The organism is Ruegeria sp. ABV3_008 (assembly GCF_056161185.1).
Genome location: NZ_JBSWYP010000004.1, coordinates 339,183 through 358,068, shown reverse-complemented (window position 1 = coordinate 358,068; position 18,886 = coordinate 339,183). Strand labels below are relative to the sequence as shown.

The window sequence follows — 18,886 nt, the reverse complement described above, 5'->3', positions numbered from 1 at the left end:
GAATTGACTGGTAATTTGAATGGGATGGCAGAAGATCTGTACCTAGGTATCAAGGACCTGCCGATCGTGTCTCCGCATGGTCACTGCGATCCGCGGTGGTTTGCAGCCGATGCGCCGTTTCCCAACCCGGCAGAGCTGCTGGTGGTGCCCGACCATTACGTATTCCGTATGCTCTATTCGCAGGGCGTTCCCTTGTCCGAACTTGGCGTTGGAGAAGAGGGGCGAAAGAAGGATCCTCGCGCCGTTTTTTGCACCTTTGCCGAGCACTGGCATCTGTTTCTGGGAACGCCATCCCGGATCTGGATGAACTACGTGCTGCATGAAACGCTGGGCGTATCTGAGGAGTTGTCTTTGCGCACGGCTGACCTGATTTACGATGGAATCTCAGAAAAGCTGGCGCGACCCGAATTTCGTCCGAGGGCTTTGTTCGACAAGTTTGGAATTGAGGTTCTGGCCACCACGGATTCCGCTCTCGACGGCCTCGCGGAGCATCGGGATATCCGTGCAAGCGGTTGGGGCGGGCGGGTTGTTCCGACGTTCCGCTCAGACGGGGTTTTGGATGGGGCGGACCCGGAGTTCGTGCAGAATCTGAACAAGTTGGCCGAGCTAACGGGCTGCGATTTGGGAAGCTATGATGGCTACCTCAACGCGCTGCGTATGCGGCGGGCTTATTTCATCCAGCTGGGCTGCACGGCCACCGACCACGGTATCGAACGCGTGCAGACCGAGTGGCTGGAAGACCCGAATGCGCTCTACCAACGGCTGAGACGGCGGGACGGGACCGAAGAGGATGCTCGCCGGTTCTACGGTCATATGCTGATCGAAATGGCGCAGATGTCTGTCGACGACGGTCTGACCATGCAGATACATGCTGGCAGCAAGCGCAACACGAACGACGCGGTAATGCGGGACTTCGGACGGGACAAGGGGGCCGACATTCCAATCGCGATGGATTGGGTCACGGGCCTTGAGGCGCTGCTGAACCGGGTCGGAAACTCGCCCGAACTGCGCATCATACTCTTTACATTGGACGAAGGCACCTACGCCCGTGAACTGGCCCCTATGGCGGGACATTGGCCGTGCCTTAGGATCGGGCCGCCTTGGTGGTTCCACGACAGCCCAGCCGGGATTGCGCGGTATTTCGATCAGGTCGTTGAAACGGCCGGATATTATAATCTGGCCGGGTTCAATGACGATACGCGGGCTTTTCTGTCCATTCCTGCACGGCACGACCTGTGGCGACGGGGTGTTGCGATTCATCTGGCCGAGCAGGTTGCGCGCGGTTACTTCGGTCGGGACAGTGCCGAGCATTTGGCGCGGCTGCTGTCGGTCGATCTGGCGAAACAGGTTTACGGATTGCAAAGCTAGATGGGTACTATTCTTCACTTCGGCCTTGGAAACTTCGCCCGGGCGCATTTGCTGGACTACACCGATCAAGCGGGCGGATGGGACGTTGTCGGCGTCAGCCTGCGTTCATCCTCCGTTCGGGATGGATTGGCGCGACAAGGTTTCGAGTACGATTTGTGCGTACAGGGGCAGGGCGTCCGGCGCATCAAAGCTTTGCGGGACGTTCTGGTCGCGCCCGAGGATCGCGCCGCGATTTTCGATGTGATGGCGGATGCCGAGATCATCTCGGCGACCGTCACCGAGAAAGGTTATCACTTGGACGCCGCGGGCAAGCTGAACCTTAGGGACTCGGCGATTGCCGCCGATCTAGCAGGGCAGGGGCCCACGACTCTGATCGGGTTTTTGGCTTATGGCCTTGCGGAACGGCGCAAGCCTGTGACGGTGCTAAGCTGCGACAATCGCATGGAAAACGGTAAAACGTTAGAAACGGCTGTAGCCGATTTTGCGGAAGCAGCTGGTCTGGACGTAGATTGGGGCGCCGTTCGCTTCCCCAACGTGATGGTCGACCGGATCACCCCGGCCACCACGGACGCCGTTCGCGCAATCAGCGGCGATCCTATGGCTGTTCCGACCGAGGCGTTCTCGGAGTGGGTGATCGAAGACAGTTTTGCAGGCCCGCATCCGGATTGGCCAAACGTGCAACTGGTCGATGACGTAGCCCCGCACGAGATGCGAAAGCTGCGCATGTTGAACGGGGCCCATTCCCTGTTGGCTTATGCCGGGTTGGAGCGCGGCCTGACCTACGTCCACGAAGCGGTTCGAGACCCGGTTCTGCGCCCGCTGGTTTCCGAGTTGATGAAGGATGCGGGCGCAACGCTGCCCGCTGCACTGCAAGCACAGGTTCCGGATTATGCTGAGGCTCTTTTGCGCCGTTTTGAAAACCCCGAGCTGGCGCATCGTCTGGACCAAATCGCAATGGATGGCAGCCAGAAGCTGCCGTATCGGTTTGTTCCCTCACTCCGTGAGACCGGCTCTCAGGCGGTGATTGCGGGGATGCGGGCCTGGATCTCCTATTGCATCTCCCAAACTGCGGAAGGTAGGGCGCTGAACGATCCTTGCGCGTTGGAAATCGCGTTGGCTGTCAAGCAGCCAGATCCGGTAGTGCCGCTTTTGCGTCTTGTCGGAGCTGAGGATCTCGCGCCACTTATCCGGGAATGATCGCGCCGCGAAACTGAACAACGGTGGACGCCAGATTGTGTCCGGCCATCAGGGCCTCGGCCTGTGATTTGCCCGTCAGCAAGGCCGCGAGGTACCCACCGTTGAAACTGTCGCCCGCCGCTGTGGTGTCCAGCACGTTTTTGGCAGGTTCATAGGTTTGGTCAATGTTCTGACCGATGGACAGAGGGCCATTCTCTCCGCGTTTCAAGGCACCGACACCGTGATGATCGGTAAATCGTGCCGCCACCTGATCCGCGCTTTCCCCGAACAGCGCCATCTCGTCGTCAATGGACGGTAGGGCAATATCCGCACGCTGCCAAAGCCTTTGGTTGATCTGCCGGGCGTGTTCGACGCTGTCCCAAAGACGCGGACGAAAGTTGCTGTCATAGACCAACCGGACTGAAGAGCTTTCGAGCCAATCCAGAAGCGCAAGCCTCATAGATTGCGGAAGAATGGCCACCGAAATCCCTGACAAGTACAGCACATCGTAACCGTTCAGAAGGCTGAAGTCGTGATCAGCAAAAAGCTGGCGGGCGGCCGCCTCGCTGCGCCAATAGGTAAAGCTGCGTTCACCGTCCGCAGATGTCGTGATCGCGTATAGTCCTGGAGAAGCGTTGGGAATGATGCGGATGCCAGATGTCCCGATGCCATGACTGGCGATAAAGTCCGCGATGCGTCTTGAGAATGGATCGTCGCCCAGACATGTCACATACTCCACCGGCAGATCCGGAGCAGTGCGGTGCATGTAGATGGCTGTGTTCAGCGTATCGCCTGCGACGCCCACCTTTGCGCCGGTCTCTAGCATGGACAACTCGATCATTGCTTCGCCGATGCAGGCAATTCGCGTCATTTCTTTTCTCTTTTCCAGATGATGAGCCCGGCGGCCATGATCAGCGCAGCCCCTGCCAACGTGAATGCGTCCGGTACCGTGTCAAAGAATAGATGGCCCCAGATCGCTACGTAGATCAGGAATGAATAGGTGAATGGCATCAACTGGTTCGCAGTTCCGAACCGATGCGCGTTCGTCAGCAGTTGATGCCCGCACCAGCCAAAGACGCCAAGGCTGATCAGGACAATCAGGCTCCACGTGTTTTCCGGCTGGACCCAAAACCAGATGGCGAAGGGCAGCAGGACCACCGTCCCGGTAAGCCCGAGGTAGAATTGCATGGTGTCCACCGCAACAACCCCGGAAAGCCTGCGCGTCATGATCGAGTACAAAGCCAAAGCGGTGGCATTGTAGACGATCAGCAGCATGGTCAGATGAAAGGCCGAACCAAACGGCCGCACGACAACCAACACCCCTAGGAAGCCCAGGATGATAGCCGCCCAACGCCATGGTCCCACGCTCTCTTTCAACACGAAGACGGACAGGAAGCACACGATGACCGGGCTTGAGAACATGATTGCCGACACGACGGTTAGAGGCAAAAACCGCAGGGCATAAAAATTGAAAACGGTCGCCGAGATCAGCAGTAATGCCCGGCTAATGACCTGCCATGGATGGTCGGTCTTGAACCGGTTGGCCTCAATCCCGCCCTTGGCGATCACCCCCACTGAGATCACGAAGTGCCCCGCATAGCGCATGAACGCCAACTGAAACGCCGGCACGCCGGCCAACGCCAACCACTTGGCCCCGAGGTCAACCAGTGAAAAGAACAGCCACGCCGTCAGCATCAGTACGATGCCAAGGCGCGGCAAGTCCGCATTGGGGTTGGCGGTGACGGCCATCGATCAGGTGTTGAAACGCTTGACGTAGTAGTCAACCATCTGGCTGACCATGTCATCCGCCTGACCGTGGTCGCGCGCGTCATTCAGCGCCGAAAGCGCGCACTGCGACATCACGCTGGTGACGCCTGCATCGCGTGCCATACGGTCATAATACCCGAGGTCTTTTGCCGCGTTCTTGATAGCAAAGGCCAGCTGGTTTGGGTCATTCTCGACGCCGTAGGCTTTGACGAAATCCATCATTCCGGAATGTAGCGGCCCTGCGGCCATAACGTCATACACCTGCTTGCGGTCAACTCCGGTGATATCTGCCATGGCAAAGGCTTCGGCCATCGCGTTCGCGACGGTCATTCCGAAGAAGTTGTTGATCAGCTTGATCGTGTGTCCGGACCCAACGGGGCCAAGGAAAAAAACGTTTTCGCCCAAATCTTTCAGTGTCGGCTCAGCCTTGTCAAAGGCCGCCTTGTCGCCGGAAGTCATGATGTTGAGCTTGCCTTCTAGCGCGTGCGAAGGCGTCCGGCCAAGTGGCGCATCCAGGTAGCTTCCGCCAGCTGCGGCAACCTCCTCGGCCAAGGCTCGTGTGCTGCCCGGAAGCGAGGTGCCAAAGTCGATGACGATCGCCCCGGGTTTCAATCCCGCAATCACTCCATCTGCGCCGCGCATACGGCCCTCGACCTGTTCCGAGGTGCCCATGCACAGCATCACGATGTCGCTGGCCTGAGCCAGCTCTTGGGCGTTTTGCATCTCGCGGGCGCCACGGTCAATCGCTGCGTCCAGGTATGAGCGGTCGCGGTTTCCCAATACAGCGACCGAGTATCCTTGGTCCAACAGTCGGCTCACCATGGCTCCGCCCATTAGTCCCAAGCCGATAAACCCGATTGATGGTTTGCTCATTGGTTTCCCTTTCCGTGAATATGTCTGGTTTTCATTCTTGTGTCTGGCGCGGGCGGCTTTGCAGTTTGAATGCCCCCATTGCCCGGCGGATAATCATTGGTTATTGAGTGGTCCGGAAATTTGCCGGGCCGCATGGCCATCAGGCCGGTGCCCGCGCTCGAGCTGTTCGCGTCTTGAGCCCCTGTTCGATCCATGATGTGACCTCGAGCGTCCGGGCTGCATCCTCGACATCGATTAGTGGAGGGACGCCGTTGATCACGTCAAGGAAGTGATCCAGTTGCGCTTTAAGCGGTGCGCGTTGCTGTTTCGGTCGTGTAAGTTGGTCTTTCTGGGCCGCAGTGCCCCAATCCTTTCCACGCCACAGGGTCATGGAGGGAAAACTCACAGCGCCGCTGGTTCCCGTGATCCACATCATGTCCTGGTGGGTCGTGCCGATATTTGGGTTTTCACCGGTTCCGGCCTCAAACCCCCAAGGGCTGGGTGCGGTGTCGGCAAAGCTGATAGTCCCCGTCGCGCCGTTTTCGAACGCGATCGCAACAGCCCCGCTTTCTATCCTATCCGATCCGCGGATTGATGCTCCGGGCAGGGCGACGACATCCGAGATTTCTCCGATCACAAAGCGCAAGACATCGATATCATGCACCAGATTGATCATGACTGGACTGCCATCAGATGTCCGCCAGTTCTGTTCAAAATAGCTCTCGGGTTTACGCATGGCCCACAGCAACGAGACGTTGATGACTTGTCCGATCGTACCTTGCGCGATCACTTCTTTCAGGTGCTGCAAGGTTGTGTGATACCGCCGATGGTGGCCTACAAGGCTGCGGACATCGGCCTTGCGAACGGCCGCCCTAAGGCGTTGGGCATCGTCGACCGATGCAGCAACCGGCTTTTCGATCAGCATGTGCCAACCGCGGGATGCGGCCAGAATGCCATGTTCGGCATGCAGGCGGGTCGGCGTCGCGATGATGACGCCATCCACCGGGTCCTGCACCTCGTCCATACTGGCAAAACGCGGCGCGTCGATCTGGATCGAGCCATCTGGATCGGCCAACCCGACCAACGTGCAGCCGGGATGCTCGATCACGGCGCGAACGTGGCGGATACCGATCAATCCGCCGCCGGCTACAAGAATCCGTTTCACATCACCGCTCCGATTTGCCAGGGGACGAATTCGTAGTCACCCAGGCCCTGCGCCTCAGACTTGGTTTGCGCGCCCGAGGCAACTTGCAGAAGCCGTCGGTATATTTCCTGTCCTTTTTCTTCGACGCTGGCACCTTTGGTCAGAATGTCACCCGCATCCACGTCCATGTCTTCGGGCATGCGCGCTGCCAACTCAGAGTTGGTAGCGATTTTCAGCGTAGGCGCCGGTTTCGACCCAAAGGCAGAGCCGCGCCCCGTGGTAAAGCACACAAGGTTGCACCCGGCCGCGATCTGCCCGGTCACCGAGGCCGGGTCATATCCGGGGCTGTCCATGAAGGTGAAGCCTTTGGCGGTGATGGGTTCGGCGTATTTGAATACACCGGTCAATGGGGTGGTTCCGCCCTTCGCCGCTGCCCCTAGCGACTTCTCAAGGATGGTCGTCAGACCGCCTTGCTTGTTGCCGGGGCTTGGGTTGTTGTCCATCGAGCCGTGATTGCGGGCGGTATAGTCCTGCCACCAATCGATCAGTCCGATCAGTTTTTCCCCAGTTGCACGACCAAGGGCGCGACGGGTCAAAAGGTGTTCGGCTCCGTAGATTTCGGGCGTTTCCGCAAGAACGCCTGTGCCACCTTGGGCAACCAACAGGTCGCAGGCATGTCCGAGCGCCGGGTTCGCGGTCACACCGGACCAAGCGTCCGATCCACCGCATTGCAGCGCAACCATCAGTTCAGACGCTGGGGCTTCGCTGCGCCGCGCCTCATTAGCAATGGGAAGCATCTGGTTGATCTTGCTGATGCCCATTTCCACGGTCCGGCGCAATCCGGCGACGTTCTGGATGTTCATCGTCTGGAAGGTGGGGCTCTGCTTCAGCCCATACGCGTCCAACAGCCAGTCGATCTGGTTCATCTCGCAGCCCAGACCGACCATCAGAACAGCAGCGTGGTTGGGATGTTTCGCAAACCCCCACATGACCCGTTGAAGAGCTTCGAAGCCGTCGCCGGAATCGGCCATTCCGCAGCCCGTTCCGTGGACAAAGGCCACCACGCCGTCGACGTTCGGAAACTCGGCCAGCTTGTCCGGCGTAAAGTGGTTGGCGATCATCCGGGCCGCAGTCGCTGAACAGTTCACGGTGGTTAGAACCGCGATGTAATTGCGCGTACCGACCCGACCGCTGTCCCGGTGGTAGCCCATGAAAGTATCGACCGAAGTGGCGGGTTTCGTAGGCCTGTGATCCGTCGCAAACTCGTAGTCCACGCTGGTGTTGCGGAACTCGATATTGTGGGTGTGCACATGGTCGCCGGGTTCGATCGGTTGGGTGGCGTAACCGATGATCTGCGAGTACTTTCTGACCGGATCGCCGGGTGCAAGAACCCGCGTGGCGACCTTGTGTCCCGAGGGGATGCGCGCATTGGTCGTAACATCCTCGACCATATTGCCGACCTCCAGGGGCCGAGTTGCAACCACCACGCTATCCGTTCGATCTAAACGTACAAAAGTCATAGTCAGGTTTCCTGGGGGCGGCAGCTAGGCGCAGAACGGTGAGTCCGATGTCCACCGGTGAATATCTATATGCGGCTGTCCAGACAGCCTTGCTCGCGCCGCCTCCCAATTGGATTTGCAGACGCGCCAATCACGCAGCTCGGTTTCGGGGCGCGATCTGGACCTTGCAATGAAACTGGGGAAATGATCTCGACCAGTGGGTTGGCCCGCCGCACTGAAGCGGATGTCGAACGACCAGCGGAACCGGTCCGTTTCATTGACCAGTGAAGCATGTGGCGTCAGAGGGTGAAACAGGATGATCCCGCCTGCCTTGACGGGAAGGGGCACAGCCCGGGCTTCGTCAATGAATCCGTCGGCAATACCAGTCTGCGTCCGCGCGCAATGCGGCAGGATGGATTGGTCCTGTGCCTTTGGCAACACTTGCAGGCAGCCGTTTTTGACCGTTGCATCGTTGACGGCAATCCACACCGTGACCATGTCGGTCTGGTCCGCATCCTCCAACGCAACCGCCCGGTCCTGATGCCAGTCCGTTGCGGTGATGTGTGCGCGAACCTCATCCTTGGACAGCTTGAGGGCAGGGGGCTTCAGCCGAACGTGCTGGATCGGATTGCTGACCAACTCTGGCCCGATCAACTGCTCGACAATGTCAAGCATACGCCGGGCCGTCAGCAAGTCGAACACTGCGGGCCCAATATGGAATGGTGTGTCTGGCATGATCCGATCGCCGGGCAACGAGATGTCCAGCGGCTGGAAATAGTCGCAACCGGCCTGATAAGCGGACAGAAGTTTGTCCCAAAAGGTCATTCCTGACGGTTCGTCCTTGACCAGCCCTTTTTCGTACCAACCGTCATAGAGCCGGTTCAGCACATCCGAGTATTCGGCCTGTACCCGATCCAGCACATCGCTGGGAATTACATCCTCGACCACGAGGTATCCGTCCGCTTGGAACTTGCCAATCTGATCTTGTGTCAGCATGGGTGCAACCTCACAACAGCAGCGCGATGATGCCCGGCCAGATCAGAAGAACGGAAAGCGCCAGCAACTGGATCCCGATGAACGGCAGGAAGCCGCGGAAGATATCCGTCAGACTGATATGCGGCGGGGCCACCGACTTCAGGTAGAACGCGGCCGGGCCAAAAGGGGGCGAGAGGAAGCTGACCTGCATGTTCATACAGAACACGACGCCGAACCAGATGGCGACATGACTCGGCTCCAACTGGCCAAAAACTCCGATTTCTTCGATAGGAAGACGCAGGACGATCGGCAGAAAGACCGGAATGATCAACAGCACGATGCCGACCCAATCCATGAATGCGCCCATGAACAGCAAGATCAGCATCATCACCAGAATGACCAGCATGGTCGGCAGCTCCTGGCCGACGATAAGGTCGGCCACGTATTGGGGCCCGCCAGCAATTGTGTAGGCGCCCGCCAGCGCGGCGGCCCCGATCGTGACCCAGATGATGGTGCCTGTAGATTTTAGCGTCCGCATCAAGCTGTCCCAAACCAGCTCGAACGATCCTTCGCCCCGCAAGATGGCGATGATCAGAACGGCGAAGGCGCCCATGCCTGCAGCCTCGGTGATGCCTGTGATCCCGCCATAGATCGAGCCGAGCACCACGCCGATGACAACCAGCGGCGCAACGAGGCCTTTGCCCATTTCCCACCCGATTTTGGCACGCTCTCTGCCAAAGACGAAGAAGATCAGCAGAAGGGCGACGATCGTAATACCGGCAAACCAGGGCAGGTAGTCAGCTGTCCCCAATCGCGCTGGTTCACCTTGGCTGGCAGCGTTCGAGCCTGAGAGCTCGAAAAACGCGGCCCGGATAAACAAAACAGTGGAAAATCCGGCGACGACGATGCTCATGAAGGCCCCAAACAATTTGCGTTTTTCAGCCGGTTCGGGGTCGTTTGGGTCCGGTTCAGGTAGCGGAGCGTGATGAGGATTCAACTGCGTGCGGATGATGATGTAAAGGATGATCATCGAGGCCAGCATGAAACCGGGAATGAAAGACGCGGTGAAAAGCGACTTGATCGAAGTTTCGGTGATCAGCCCGTAGATGATCAAAACGATCGAGGGCGGGATCATAGTGCCTAGCGACCCTGAGGCGCAGATGACGCCGATCGCGAGGTTCTGATCGTAGCCGAGGCGCAGCATCTGGGGTAGGGCGATAAGGCCCAGCAGGACAACTTCACCACCGATGATGCCGGACATGGCCGCCATGATCACCGCCATGATCGAGGTCACGATTGCGATGCCGCCGCGTGTTCTGGACAGCCAGACATTCAACGACGAATACATGTCACGCGCGATCCCGGATCGCTCTAACAGCGACGCCATAAAGATAAACAATGGCACTGATATGAGCACGTAGTCCGTTAAGAGCCCGTATATCTTCTGCGCCAGAATATAGAGCGGTCCAGTACCTGGCCGACCGGTCAGAACCCCGTCGCCAAAAGAAAACGGGTTCAAAAGCAGTGTCGGTTCGAACTTCAGGACAAGAACCAGAACCGCAAGGGAAGCCGAGGCCAGACCCAAGGGCATCCCGATCGCCAGAAGCACGATCAGGGCGACCATCAGGATGAGTGAGATTGTTCCAATATCCATCAGTCTTGTCCCACCGCTCGTTTGATCATTTCAATTTCGTCTTCGTCCGGTTCATCTGTGTGGATTTCCGGTTCTTTGTTCCAATCCGCGATTAGGTTCAAAATTGCTTGCATTGCGACGAGCGTAATCACGATCAGCACCATCGGCTGCAACGTCGCAGGGATCGGAGGATTGAAGGCAGAGCCATAAAGCTCCCATTTATAGAGCTTGTTGACGAACACCTGCTTGTAGCTGCCGTAAACCAAAAAGAAGGCAAACAGCACGATGAGTATTGTCGAAACCGTATCAAAAACGCGTTGAAGCCATCGTGGAACTGCGTCGTACAGCAGGAATATTCGAATGTGACTGCGTTGCTGCATGGCGTAGTAACCAGACATCAAAAACACAAAGCTGGCGAACCAGAGTGTCATTTCATTGGCCCACTCGGTCGGCTTTTCCAGGATATAGCGCATGAAGACTTCGTAGAGCATGACGACAGTCATGATTGCGATCATCATCATCGTCACTCGGCCTATGAACAGGGCGAAACGATCCATAACCGTCGAGCCTTCGAACTCCATCGTAGCTGGGCGCACAGTCTTGGTACCAATAACTGCAAGAAACGGTAGAAGGACGAGCGCGGCCACGTCGATGATGTCGACATACCCCCCGAACACGCCAGACAATTCGGGCGTGATGTCGCTGCGCAGATATATTTCCGTTACCTGACTTTTGAGGGATTCAGAAGTGTAAGGCAGCCAATCCAATAGGAATGCAGGGAGATGCCAAACAAGCCAACTGGCCGTCGCGACGAAGGCCAACGGTATGAGCCATTCAATTGGTCCGCCTGAATTCTTGTGCATCGCGTAACCCTCGTCCCTATCCTTCGATCCTGTAGTGATCGATAAAGTCTCGATCCGGTTCGACACCCAGTCCGGGGCCAGTCGGGATCGTGACACGGCCGTTATTGGCCTTGACCTGATTTTGAATTTCCAGCGGAACGGTCAGCAGATCGTCCCGAAACTTGTTGTCCGTTGTGTCGAACTCCAGCAACGGCTCCCATGGATGCAAGCCGCCTGGAATTGGGGGCATGGCCGCCAGTAAATGCAGATTTGTTGCGACAGCGATGGCGCTACCCCAGACGTGATTTACGACCGGAGTGAAATGTGCGTGGCATAGGGCCAGCACCCTGAGATACTCTGAAACACCGCCCAAAGCGCATACTTCTGGCTGCGCTATATCTATTCCGCGATTTTCAAGAAGACTGCGCCAGGCCCAGCGATTGAATACCGCTTCTCCGCCCGAGATGTTGACTTTCAGCGAAGTACGCAATTCGCGGTATCCGTCCATGTCTTCTGGCGCGACGGGTTCTTCGAACCAGTATGCGTCTAGTTCTTCCAGCGCCCGACCGACAAAAAATGCGTCCGAAGTCGTATAGGCATGGTTTGCATCGACCATAAATGGAAAGTCATCACCAACCCCGCGTCGAACTGCTTCGCATAGCTGCACATCAGGCTTCGGGCCAAAGCCCGTTTTCATTTTGGTGGCGGTAAATCCTATCTCCTTGATCTTTGCGGCTTCCTCCTCAAAACGGCTGGCCAGATTGGAAATCGGTTCATCCCGGAGCATCATGCCGTAGCCGTAGCAAGGAACGCTTGTGCGATGCGCGCCGCCGACAAGCTTATGGAGGGGGAGGCCAGAGATTTTTCCGGTGATGTCCCAAAGTGCGATGTCCACCCCGGACAAAGCCTGCATTGGCATTCCGCTTTGGCCATGGTCTCGCAAAAGGTTGTACACCTTGTGCCAGATCACGTCTTTGTCCAAAGGGTCCATGCCAAGGATCATTGGTTGGATGACCTTTTCCACGATGGATTTGTTGGCAATGGCTACGTTTCCCGGACCAAAGCACTCCCCCCAACCAGTTACCCCTTCATCTGTCTGAACCTCGACCAGATGGGTTGTACGCTTGTCGTAATACTGTTGCGAGTAGCCCAGAACTTCCGGCATGTCGTACTGCAGTACGTGACTTATTATTCTGGTGATTTTCATGAAGTCTTGGATCCCGGCACCGATCCGTAAAGGCCGCTAGTGCGGCCTCTACGTGTGTCGTAAGTCGGTCGCAGCCTGACTACTGCATTGCGCCTAGGTCACGCAGGAAGTTGATGTGGCTTTCCAGCAGCGCCTGTGCTTCAGGGGTCGTTGCGAACTCAGTCCAACCGACCTGAACGGCCGCGCGATAGGCTGCCAGATCTTCAGGCGTCCATTCGTACAACTGAACACCCTTTGCTTTCAGGTCTTTAGCAGTCTGAGCATTCTGCACTTCGTTGATGGTCGCATTGTGCAATGCCAGGCTGTCCATTGCGACTTCCATGATCTTCTTGTGGTGCGCAGGCATCGCTTCCCAAACGTCTTTGCGACAGGCCAGGTGATCTGCAGGCATCGAGTGGAAACCGGGATAGTTTGTGTGACCTGCGATCTCGTACAGACCCAGACCCACGTTGTTTGTCAGGTTCGCAGCATCCGCACCATCAATGATGCCGGTTTCCAAAGCCGTGAAGATTTCGTTGAAGTCCATCACGATTGGAGAAGCACCAAGTTCCGCGAAAACCTTGGTTGCAAGGCCAGGAGGCGAGCGGAACTTCCAATCCTTGAAGTCTTCCACTTTTGCAATCGGCTTGGTCGAAGACAGCGACTCCGGCCCGGGAATCCACCATCCGATGAATTCCATATCGTAGCCGTTGTATAGATCATTTACAGCTTCTCTTCCGCCGCCATGAAGAAGCCAGGCCATTTGCTGATATGGGTTCTGATACCCACCGAGCAAGTCGCCCGCAAACTGGAAGGCCGGATTCTTGCCGGTCTGATAGCCGCCGCCCGTCATGTCGCAATCCAGAATTCCCGTGGCTGCGGCATCGAAGGTTTCAACTGATTTGACCACCGAAGAGGAATAGAACATTTCAACTTCGATTTCGCCGTTCGACATCTCCTGAATGTCTTCAACGAATTTTGCAGCCATCTGGCCAGACAGAGTTTCGGGCGAAAAATGGGTTTGAATTCTAAGCTTCGTGGTTTCAGCCATCGCGAAACCGGCTGCCATTGTCGTGGCTACGGCCGCCACGGCCGCTGTCTTGACTATTTTCATATTGTCCTCCCAGACGTTGAGCGTTGCGCGGAGAGGGAGATCTTGCCGCCTCCTTTGCCGTCACGCAGATAAACGTTAAGCCGACGAATCGAATGCAACAAGAAGAATTTGAAATTTCTAAAAATTTCGAGATTCTTGCATAAACTCGAAAATAGGCTTAGGACCCTACTTGGACAAAAATTGAAGGCGCATACCGGGATGAAAGAAGAAGTCGATATTTATCAGGACCTTAAGATGCGCCTCATCTCGAATGGATTCGAGCATGGAGCAAAGGTGCGGGCCGAAGAGTTACGTAAAGAGTATGGCTGTTCTGCGAGTGCAGTTCGCGAAGTCCTTTTTCGATTGTCCGCTGTAGGGTTGGTGGACTTTCAGGAACAAAAAGGTTTCCGCGTGCCAATGCGTTCGCCGCAGAAGCTTATCGAATTGACACATGTCCGAGTTTTGTTGGAGGCCGAAGGTACCGCAATGTCGATCCGCAGTGGCGGGGTGGATTGGGAAGCAAGACTGACGGCCGCGCATCACAAACTCAGCCATATCGAAAAACGCATACACGCCACAGACGACCCGAGCGGCCTTATCGAGATATGGTTTGCATCGGAGAAGGAGTTTCACCAAACGCTTATTTCTGCCTGTGGATCGGAAACCTTAAAACAAATGCATAGCCGAGTTTACGCGCAATTCAGACAGCAATTGATGGTGGCAGACCGGAACTTTGGGTTCATTTCTCAGAACATAAGACACCATGCCGATATACTGGAGGCAGCATTGTCAGGGGATGAGCAGTTAACGCGAGTGAAAATTCACGATCATCTGAAACGCCACCTAACTGGAAAGACGATGGGCGACTAGCGCCGAAAATCGTCTTCCAAATACACCCGAATGATTTCGTCGAAGCTTGATTCCGCCTCGAACCCCAACTCCAGAGCGCGATCTGTTTGAAAGTCGCGCGGCCAATTCTTGACTATTCGTTCGATTGCCTCGTCGCGTTCTCGCCTGACAAGGCCATCCGCATCTTGACCGGCCACGGCGCGCAACGCCTCGATTTGTTCGGCGACGGTGCAACTTACGCCCGGCATGTTCAACGCGCGTCTGTCGTTCAAAAGCTGCGTATCCATTGTTGCAGCGTGGGTCAAAAAAGTTGCAGCGGCGCGTGGGCTGGCGTGCCAGTGGCGAACAGTTTCGGCAACTGGCAAGATAGCCTCAACCCCATTTAATGGCTCTCGGATTATACCTGAAAAGAAGGACGAAGCGGCAGCGTTGGCTTTGCCAGGGCGCACACACAAAGTGGGTAAGCGCAAGGAAATACCGTCGATATATCCTTTCCTGCTGAAATCCGTGATCATCAATTCAGAGGCCGCTTTCTGCGCTCCGTAACTTGTCAAAGGTGCCGAGAGGAACTCATCGCTTATCTTGTCGGGGAACGGTGCCCCGAAAACTGCTATGGACGAGGCAAAAACCAGACGAGGTGTGTACTCGCCTCCTGATGCCTCGTGTTCATCCTTGAGTGCGTTCAGCAATGCCCAGGTCGCCATAAGATTGACATCCCAGCCCAACGCAAAATCTGTTTCAGCTTGGCCTGAAACGATGGCTGCAAGGTGGAATATGACGTCCGGGCGCTGAGCTGCAACAGACTTGGCGATACCTGACGTGGTCAAGTTCCCCACAATTTGCCTACCTGTCGCACTGTCGAGCGGGAATGAGAGATCGAACAGTGAGAGTTGAGCATCTGCTCCAAAAATTTCTTGGGTCGAAATGCGATGGGCCAGTTTTTGGCCCAGCATTCCTCCACCGCCTATAACAAGTACCCGCGTCACAGCATTCCATTCCGTTTTTTGAGTTCCAGATACAAAGCCGAATGATCCAGTTCGCCCCCATCCATTTCGTCTATCAGATATTCGAAACGGTCGCGCACGGATTGGGTGCTGGGTAGCTCGACCCCAAGGCTGCGCGCTTCTTCTAGCGTGTTGTTCAAATCCTTTAATTGAAACTTAGACAATCCTCCGGGGACAAAATTCCCATCAGACATGCGTTCGCCATGTTGTTGCAAGATAATGCTATCCGCAAAGCCCCCCTTCAGCGCGGCCCTCAACGCGGTCGGGTCTGCACCGCCTTGTTGAGCCAGCAATGTCGCTTCGGCGACAGCCGATATTGTCACAGCGACAATTGTTTGATTGGCCAATTTGCATAGTTGACCGGAGCCACTTGGGCCAACATGCACAGGGCGCCCCATTGCTGTCAGAATCGGTCGCACGCGCTCCAGAACGTCCTGATCGCCACCGACCATGATCGCAAGGTTGCCAGCTTCGGCCCCTTTGGTGCCACCGGAAACCGGGGCGTCCAGATGCTGCACCCCCATCAAGGACAATTGCGCGGATTGCTCTCTGGCATGTTCGGGTTTGGCGCTGGACATATCAATCCAGATCATCCCTGGTTTGAGTTGTTCGCGGAAAGCCTCGTCAGAAAGTAGCGCGCCGGTCGCGTATCCATCCGAGAGCATGGTTATTATTACGTCTGCACCTGAAACCGCCAGCGGCGCCGTTTCCGCCAATGTCGCGCCTTCTGCTGCTAACGGTTTTGCCTTTTCTAAGCTGCGGTTCCAAACAGTGAGCGGAAATTCCGCGCGCAAAATATTCCGCGCCATGGGGGCACCCATCAGGCCGGTTCCCAACAGAGCCACTTTGAATTGCTTGCTCATCATCTACTGTCCTTCCGAGGGTGCGCCACGCATGGTTATGGCCAAACCAAAATCTCTGTCATACGCTAACTGCTCTGGGCCCACATGCCAGAAGTCGTTGCGAAACCGCCAAGGTTTCTTTGCTTCTCGGTTGACCTGTGGAACGAAACAACACTTGTTCAGCCGCCACCTTATTAGTCGGAATATTTATATGTCAGAAAGGCTTAAGGGGAAACGCAATCTAGCCACAGCCGTCTCAAAAGGGATCGAAATTGCAAGTACGATTTCATCGGCAAGAAGGGGTGCGAAAGTCTATGCGACGGATATAAACTCCGAAAAGCTAAATTCGATTCGCGATCAGAATCTCGAAAATCACAAAATTTTCGAGATGTGTATGGCGAATGATTACAGTATCCGTCATGGGGTCACGCGATTGAAGCCAGATGTTTTGTTCAACGGCGACGGGTTCGTGCATCACGGAACTATTCTGGATGCGACGGATGGCGAATGGGATCTCGCCATGGACCTCAATCTGTGCTCAATGGTGCGAATGCCAAAGGCTGCCGTTGTTGGGATGACGAAATCGGTAGCCGTGGATTTCACAATGCAAGGGATTCGGTGCAATTGCATTTGCCTAGGAACAGTCGACAATCCCAGCTCGTGTGACCGCATAGAAGCGTTGGGCGAGCAGCTGGGCGGCAGAGAAGAAGCGCTCGCTCAATTCGTGGCGCGTCAGTCTGCCGGGCGTATAGCGAAAGCGGGAGAGATTGCTGCATTGATCGTCTATCCGGCATGGGATGAGAGTGCATGCACCACAGTACAGACACATAAAATTGACGGAGGTTTGTCAGCCCAATGACAAAAGTATCAAAGGACGATCTGCGATCTCGTAAGTGGTTTATGAATTCCGAGAACCTTGAGATGACTGCATTGTATCTGGAAAGATACCTGAATTACGGGTTGACCCGTGCGGAGCTGCAATCAGGCAAACCGATCATTGGCATTGCTCAGACTGGCAGTGATTTGAGCCCCTGTAACCGGCATCATATCGAGTTGTCCAAACGCGTTCGCGACGGAATCATCGCCGCCGGGGGAACGTGCATCGAAATACCGGTCCACCCGATACAAGAGACCGGTAAACGACCAACGGCCTCGCTTGACCGCAATCTGGCTTATCTGTCCTTGGTTGAAAGCCTATTCGGGTATCCGATTGATGGCGTTGTTCTCAACATTGGTTGTGACAAAACCACGCCCGCACTTCTAATGGCCGCTGCGACTGTCAACATCCCGGCGATCGCCCTGTCGGTCGGCCCAATGCTCAACGGCTGGTGGAAAGGCGAGCGCGCCGGATCGGGAACAGTTATTTGGAAAGCGCGCGAAGACCTTGCGGCTGACGAAATCGACACCGACGAGTTCATGGAAATCGCAGCCGCCGCAGCACCTTCGGTGGGTTACTGCAATACGATGGGAACAGCAACGACCATGAATTCGCTTGCTGAAGCCTTGGGAATGCAATTGCCCGGATCAGCAGCCATACCAGCCCCGTATAGAGAGCGCGGTCAAATCAGTTATGAAACCGGTAAACGTATTGTGGAAATGGTCTGGGAGGATCTACGCCCCAGCGATGTGATGACACGTCAGGCTTTTGAGAATGCGATTGTTGTCAACTCTGCGATTGGTGGATCGACGAACGCGCCGATCCACTTGAATGCAATCGCCCGGCATCTTGGTGTTCCATTGAACAACGATGACTGGCAGAAGCTTGGCCACGACGTTCCTCTGTTGGTTAATATGCAGCCTGCGGGTGAATATCTGGGCGAAGATTACCAACAGGCCGGGGGTGTTCCCGCCGTTGTCGGAGAGCTTCTTGATGCTGGATTGCTGCCGCATCCCGATGCGATAACAGTGAACGGCAAGACGATGGGCAATAATTGCTCAGCGCGCCGGTCTCAGAATAGTGAAGTAATCAAACCAGTCGGTAACCCGGTCAAGCAACAGGCGGGGTTCATCAATCTCTCGGGCAACCTGTTCGAAAGCGCGATTATGAAGACATCTGTGATCTCAAAGGCATTTCGAGAGACCTACCTGTCGAACCCGGATGATCCAAATGCCTTTGAGGGAAGGGCAGTTGTGTTTGATGGGCCTGAGGACTTTCACCATCGGATCGATGATCCCGCAGAAAACATCGACGCAAACTGTATTCTGATTATGCGCGGAGCGGGACCAAAAGGATATCCGGGTGCCGCAGAGGTCGTGAATATGCGTCCGCCCGCATATTTGATAAAGCAAGGCATCGAAGCCCTTCCTTGCATCGGTGATGGACGGCAATCCGGTACATCAGGAAGTCCGTCTATCCTGAACGCCTCACCCGAAGCTGCAGAGGGTGGTGGTTTAGCCTTGGTGCGAAATGGCGACCGACTGCGCATCGATCTTGGCAAAGGCACAGCAAATATGCTGGTTTCGCTTGAAGAGCTGCATGAACGCGCCCGCGACCTGGAGGCAAAGGGTGGGTATGCAATGCCTCCCAACCAATCCCCGTGGCAGGAAATATTCCGCGAAAAAGTAGATCGTTTGGATCGCGGTATGACGCTCAAGGGTGCAGAAAATTACCGCGATATCGCGCGAGGCTTCATGCCACGCGACAATCACTAAAAGG

The 18,886-nt window shown here is 55.9% G+C and carries 16 protein-coding genes and 1 pseudogene; 5 read left to right on the top strand and 12 right to left on the bottom strand.

Annotated elements, in window-relative coordinates; translation table 11 throughout:
- Positions 1-24 precede the first annotated feature (24 nt).
- Complete coding sequence (uxaC, locus tag ACXAH8_RS10225) at positions 25-1,368, top strand: glucuronate isomerase (protein WP_475218049.1); 1,344 nt, start codon at positions 25-27, stop codon at positions 1,366-1,368.
- Positions 1,369-2,565, top strand: a complete 1,197-nt coding sequence (locus tag ACXAH8_RS10220; protein WP_475218047.1) for a mannitol dehydrogenase family protein — start codon at positions 1,369-1,371, stop codon at positions 2,563-2,565.
- Here ACXAH8_RS10220 and ACXAH8_RS10215 read toward each other — a convergent pair.
- From ACXAH8_RS10215 to ACXAH8_RS10170, 10 genes and pseudogenes are all read right to left on the bottom strand, one after another.
- A complete protein-coding gene (locus ACXAH8_RS10215) occupies positions 2,552-3,415 on the bottom strand; it encodes a sugar kinase (protein ID WP_475218045.1) in 864 nt (287 codons plus the stop codon). The two genes, ACXAH8_RS10220 and ACXAH8_RS10215, sit on opposite strands and share 14 nt — an antisense overlap.
- A complete protein-coding gene (locus ACXAH8_RS10210; protein ID WP_475218043.1) occupies positions 3,412-4,293 on the bottom strand; it encodes a DMT family transporter in 882 nt (293 codons plus the stop codon). The genes ACXAH8_RS10215 and ACXAH8_RS10210 overlap by 4 nt, the downstream gene beginning before the upstream one ends.
- Positions 4,294-4,296: 3 nt before the next feature.
- Positions 4,297-5,217 (bottom strand): annotated as a pseudogene (locus ACXAH8_RS10205) (NAD(P)-dependent oxidoreductase); the annotation flags it as partial.
- A gap of 106 nt (positions 5,218-5,323) precedes the next feature.
- Positions 5,324-6,328 (bottom strand): Gfo/Idh/MocA family protein, encoded by a 1,005-nt coding sequence (locus tag ACXAH8_RS10200; RefSeq protein ID WP_475218041.1) that lies wholly within the window; start codon positions 6,326-6,328, stop codon positions 5,324-5,326.
- Positions 6,325-7,827 (bottom strand): altronate dehydratase family protein, encoded by a 1,503-nt coding sequence (locus ACXAH8_RS10195; RefSeq protein ID WP_170718305.1) that lies wholly within the window; start codon positions 7,825-7,827, stop codon positions 6,325-6,327. Before ACXAH8_RS10195 ends, ACXAH8_RS10200 begins: the two co-directional genes overlap by 4 nt.
- Positions 7,828-7,851: 24 nt before the next feature.
- A complete protein-coding gene (locus ACXAH8_RS10190; protein ID WP_475218039.1) occupies positions 7,852-8,802 on the bottom strand; it encodes a phytanoyl-CoA dioxygenase family protein in 951 nt (316 codons plus the stop codon).
- Between the two features lie 10 nt (positions 8,803-8,812).
- Entirely contained in the window at positions 8,813-10,435 is a 1,623-nt protein-coding gene (locus ACXAH8_RS10185; protein WP_142634770.1) for a TRAP transporter large permease, read from the bottom strand.
- Positions 10,435-11,277: a TRAP transporter small permease gene (locus tag ACXAH8_RS10180; RefSeq protein ID WP_170473590.1), complete on the bottom strand. Its 843-nt coding sequence runs from the start codon at positions 11,275-11,277 to the stop codon at positions 10,435-10,437. The genes ACXAH8_RS10185 and ACXAH8_RS10180 overlap by 1 nt, the downstream gene beginning before the upstream one ends.
- Positions 11,278-11,293: 16 nt before the next feature.
- Entirely contained in the window at positions 11,294-12,463 is a 1,170-nt protein-coding gene (locus ACXAH8_RS10175) for a mandelate racemase/muconate lactonizing enzyme family protein (RefSeq protein WP_475218037.1), read from the bottom strand.
- A 79-nt stretch (positions 12,464-12,542) separates the two neighbouring features.
- Positions 12,543-13,556 carry a TRAP transporter substrate-binding protein gene (locus ACXAH8_RS10170; RefSeq protein ID WP_170376099.1) on the bottom strand — a complete coding sequence of 338 codons (1,014 nt, stop codon included), beginning with the start codon at positions 13,554-13,556 and terminating at the stop codon, positions 12,543-12,545.
- 198 nt (positions 13,557-13,754) lie between these two features.
- On the opposite strand from ACXAH8_RS10170, the gene ACXAH8_RS10165 reads away from it, so the two are divergent.
- Positions 13,755-14,405 (top strand): GntR family transcriptional regulator, encoded by a 651-nt coding sequence (locus ACXAH8_RS10165; RefSeq protein ID WP_170551840.1) that lies wholly within the window; start codon positions 13,755-13,757, stop codon positions 14,403-14,405.
- On the opposite strand, the gene denD is transcribed toward ACXAH8_RS10165, so the two are convergent.
- Both denD and ACXAH8_RS10155 read right to left on the bottom strand, forming a co-directional pair.
- Positions 14,402-15,370 (bottom strand): D-erythronate dehydrogenase, encoded by a 969-nt coding sequence (gene denD / locus ACXAH8_RS10160; protein WP_475218034.1) that lies wholly within the window; start codon positions 15,368-15,370, stop codon positions 14,402-14,404. The genes ACXAH8_RS10165 and denD overlap by 4 nt on opposite strands.
- Complete coding sequence (locus ACXAH8_RS10155; protein WP_475218099.1) at positions 15,367-16,197, bottom strand: NAD(P)-dependent oxidoreductase; 831 nt, start codon at positions 16,195-16,197, stop codon at positions 15,367-15,369. The genes denD and ACXAH8_RS10155 overlap by 4 nt, the downstream gene beginning before the upstream one ends.
- Here ACXAH8_RS10155 and ACXAH8_RS10150 point away from each other — a divergent pair.
- Positions 16,196-17,089, top strand: a complete 894-nt coding sequence (locus ACXAH8_RS10150; protein ID WP_475218032.1) for an SDR family oxidoreductase — start codon at positions 16,196-16,198, stop codon at positions 17,087-17,089. The genes ACXAH8_RS10155 and ACXAH8_RS10150 overlap by 2 nt on opposite strands.
- Positions 17,086-18,882 (top strand): IlvD/Edd family dehydratase, encoded by a 1,797-nt coding sequence (locus tag ACXAH8_RS10145; protein ID WP_475218030.1) that lies wholly within the window; start codon positions 17,086-17,088, stop codon positions 18,880-18,882. Before ACXAH8_RS10150 ends, ACXAH8_RS10145 begins: the two co-directional genes overlap by 4 nt.
- Positions 18,883-18,886: the final 4 nt, after the last annotated feature.

Bases quoted from the DNA above. Each gene is read 5' to 3' on its own strand.
- uxaC (WP_475218049.1), top strand. From the start codon at position 25: ATGGCAGAAGATCTGTACCTAGGTATCAAGGACCTGCCGATCGTGTCT.
- ACXAH8_RS10220 (WP_475218047.1), top strand. From the start codon at position 1,369: ATGGGTACTATTCTTCACTTCGGCCTTGGAAACTTCGCCCGGGCGCAT.
- ACXAH8_RS10215 (WP_475218045.1), bottom strand. From the start codon at position 3,415: ATGACGCGAATTGCCTGCATCGGCGAAGCAATGATCGAGTTGTCCATG.
- ACXAH8_RS10210 (WP_475218043.1), bottom strand. From the start codon at position 4,293: ATGGCCGTCACCGCCAACCCCAATGCGGACTTGCCGCGCCTTGGCATC.
- ACXAH8_RS10195 (WP_170718305.1), bottom strand. From the start codon at position 7,827: ATGACTTTTGTACGTTTAGATCGAACGGATAGCGTGGTGGTTGCAACT.
- ACXAH8_RS10190 (WP_475218039.1), bottom strand. From the start codon at position 8,802: ATGCTGACACAAGATCAGATTGGCAAGTTCCAAGCGGACGGATACCTC.
- ACXAH8_RS10185 (WP_142634770.1), bottom strand. From the start codon at position 10,435: ATGGATATTGGAACAATCTCACTCATCCTGATGGTCGCCCTGATCGTG.
- ACXAH8_RS10180 (WP_170473590.1), bottom strand. From the start codon at position 11,277: ATGCACAAGAATTCAGGCGGACCAATTGAATGGCTCATACCGTTGGCC.
- ACXAH8_RS10175 (WP_475218037.1), bottom strand. From the start codon at position 12,463: ATGAAAATCACCAGAATAATAAGTCACGTACTGCAGTACGACATGCCG.
- ACXAH8_RS10170 (WP_170376099.1), bottom strand. From the start codon at position 13,556: ATGAAAATAGTCAAGACAGCGGCCGTGGCGGCCGTAGCCACGACAATG.
- ACXAH8_RS10165 (WP_170551840.1), top strand. From the start codon at position 13,755: ATGAAAGAAGAAGTCGATATTTATCAGGACCTTAAGATGCGCCTCATC.
- ACXAH8_RS10150 (WP_475218032.1), top strand. From the start codon at position 16,196: ATGGGGGCACCCATCAGGCCGGTTCCCAACAGAGCCACTTTGAATTGC.
- ACXAH8_RS10155 (WP_475218099.1), bottom strand. From the start codon at position 16,197: ATGGCGCGGAATATTTTGCGCGCGGAATTTCCGCTCACTGTTTGGAAC.
- ACXAH8_RS10145 (WP_475218030.1), top strand. From the start codon at position 17,086: ATGACAAAAGTATCAAAGGACGATCTGCGATCTCGTAAGTGGTTTATG.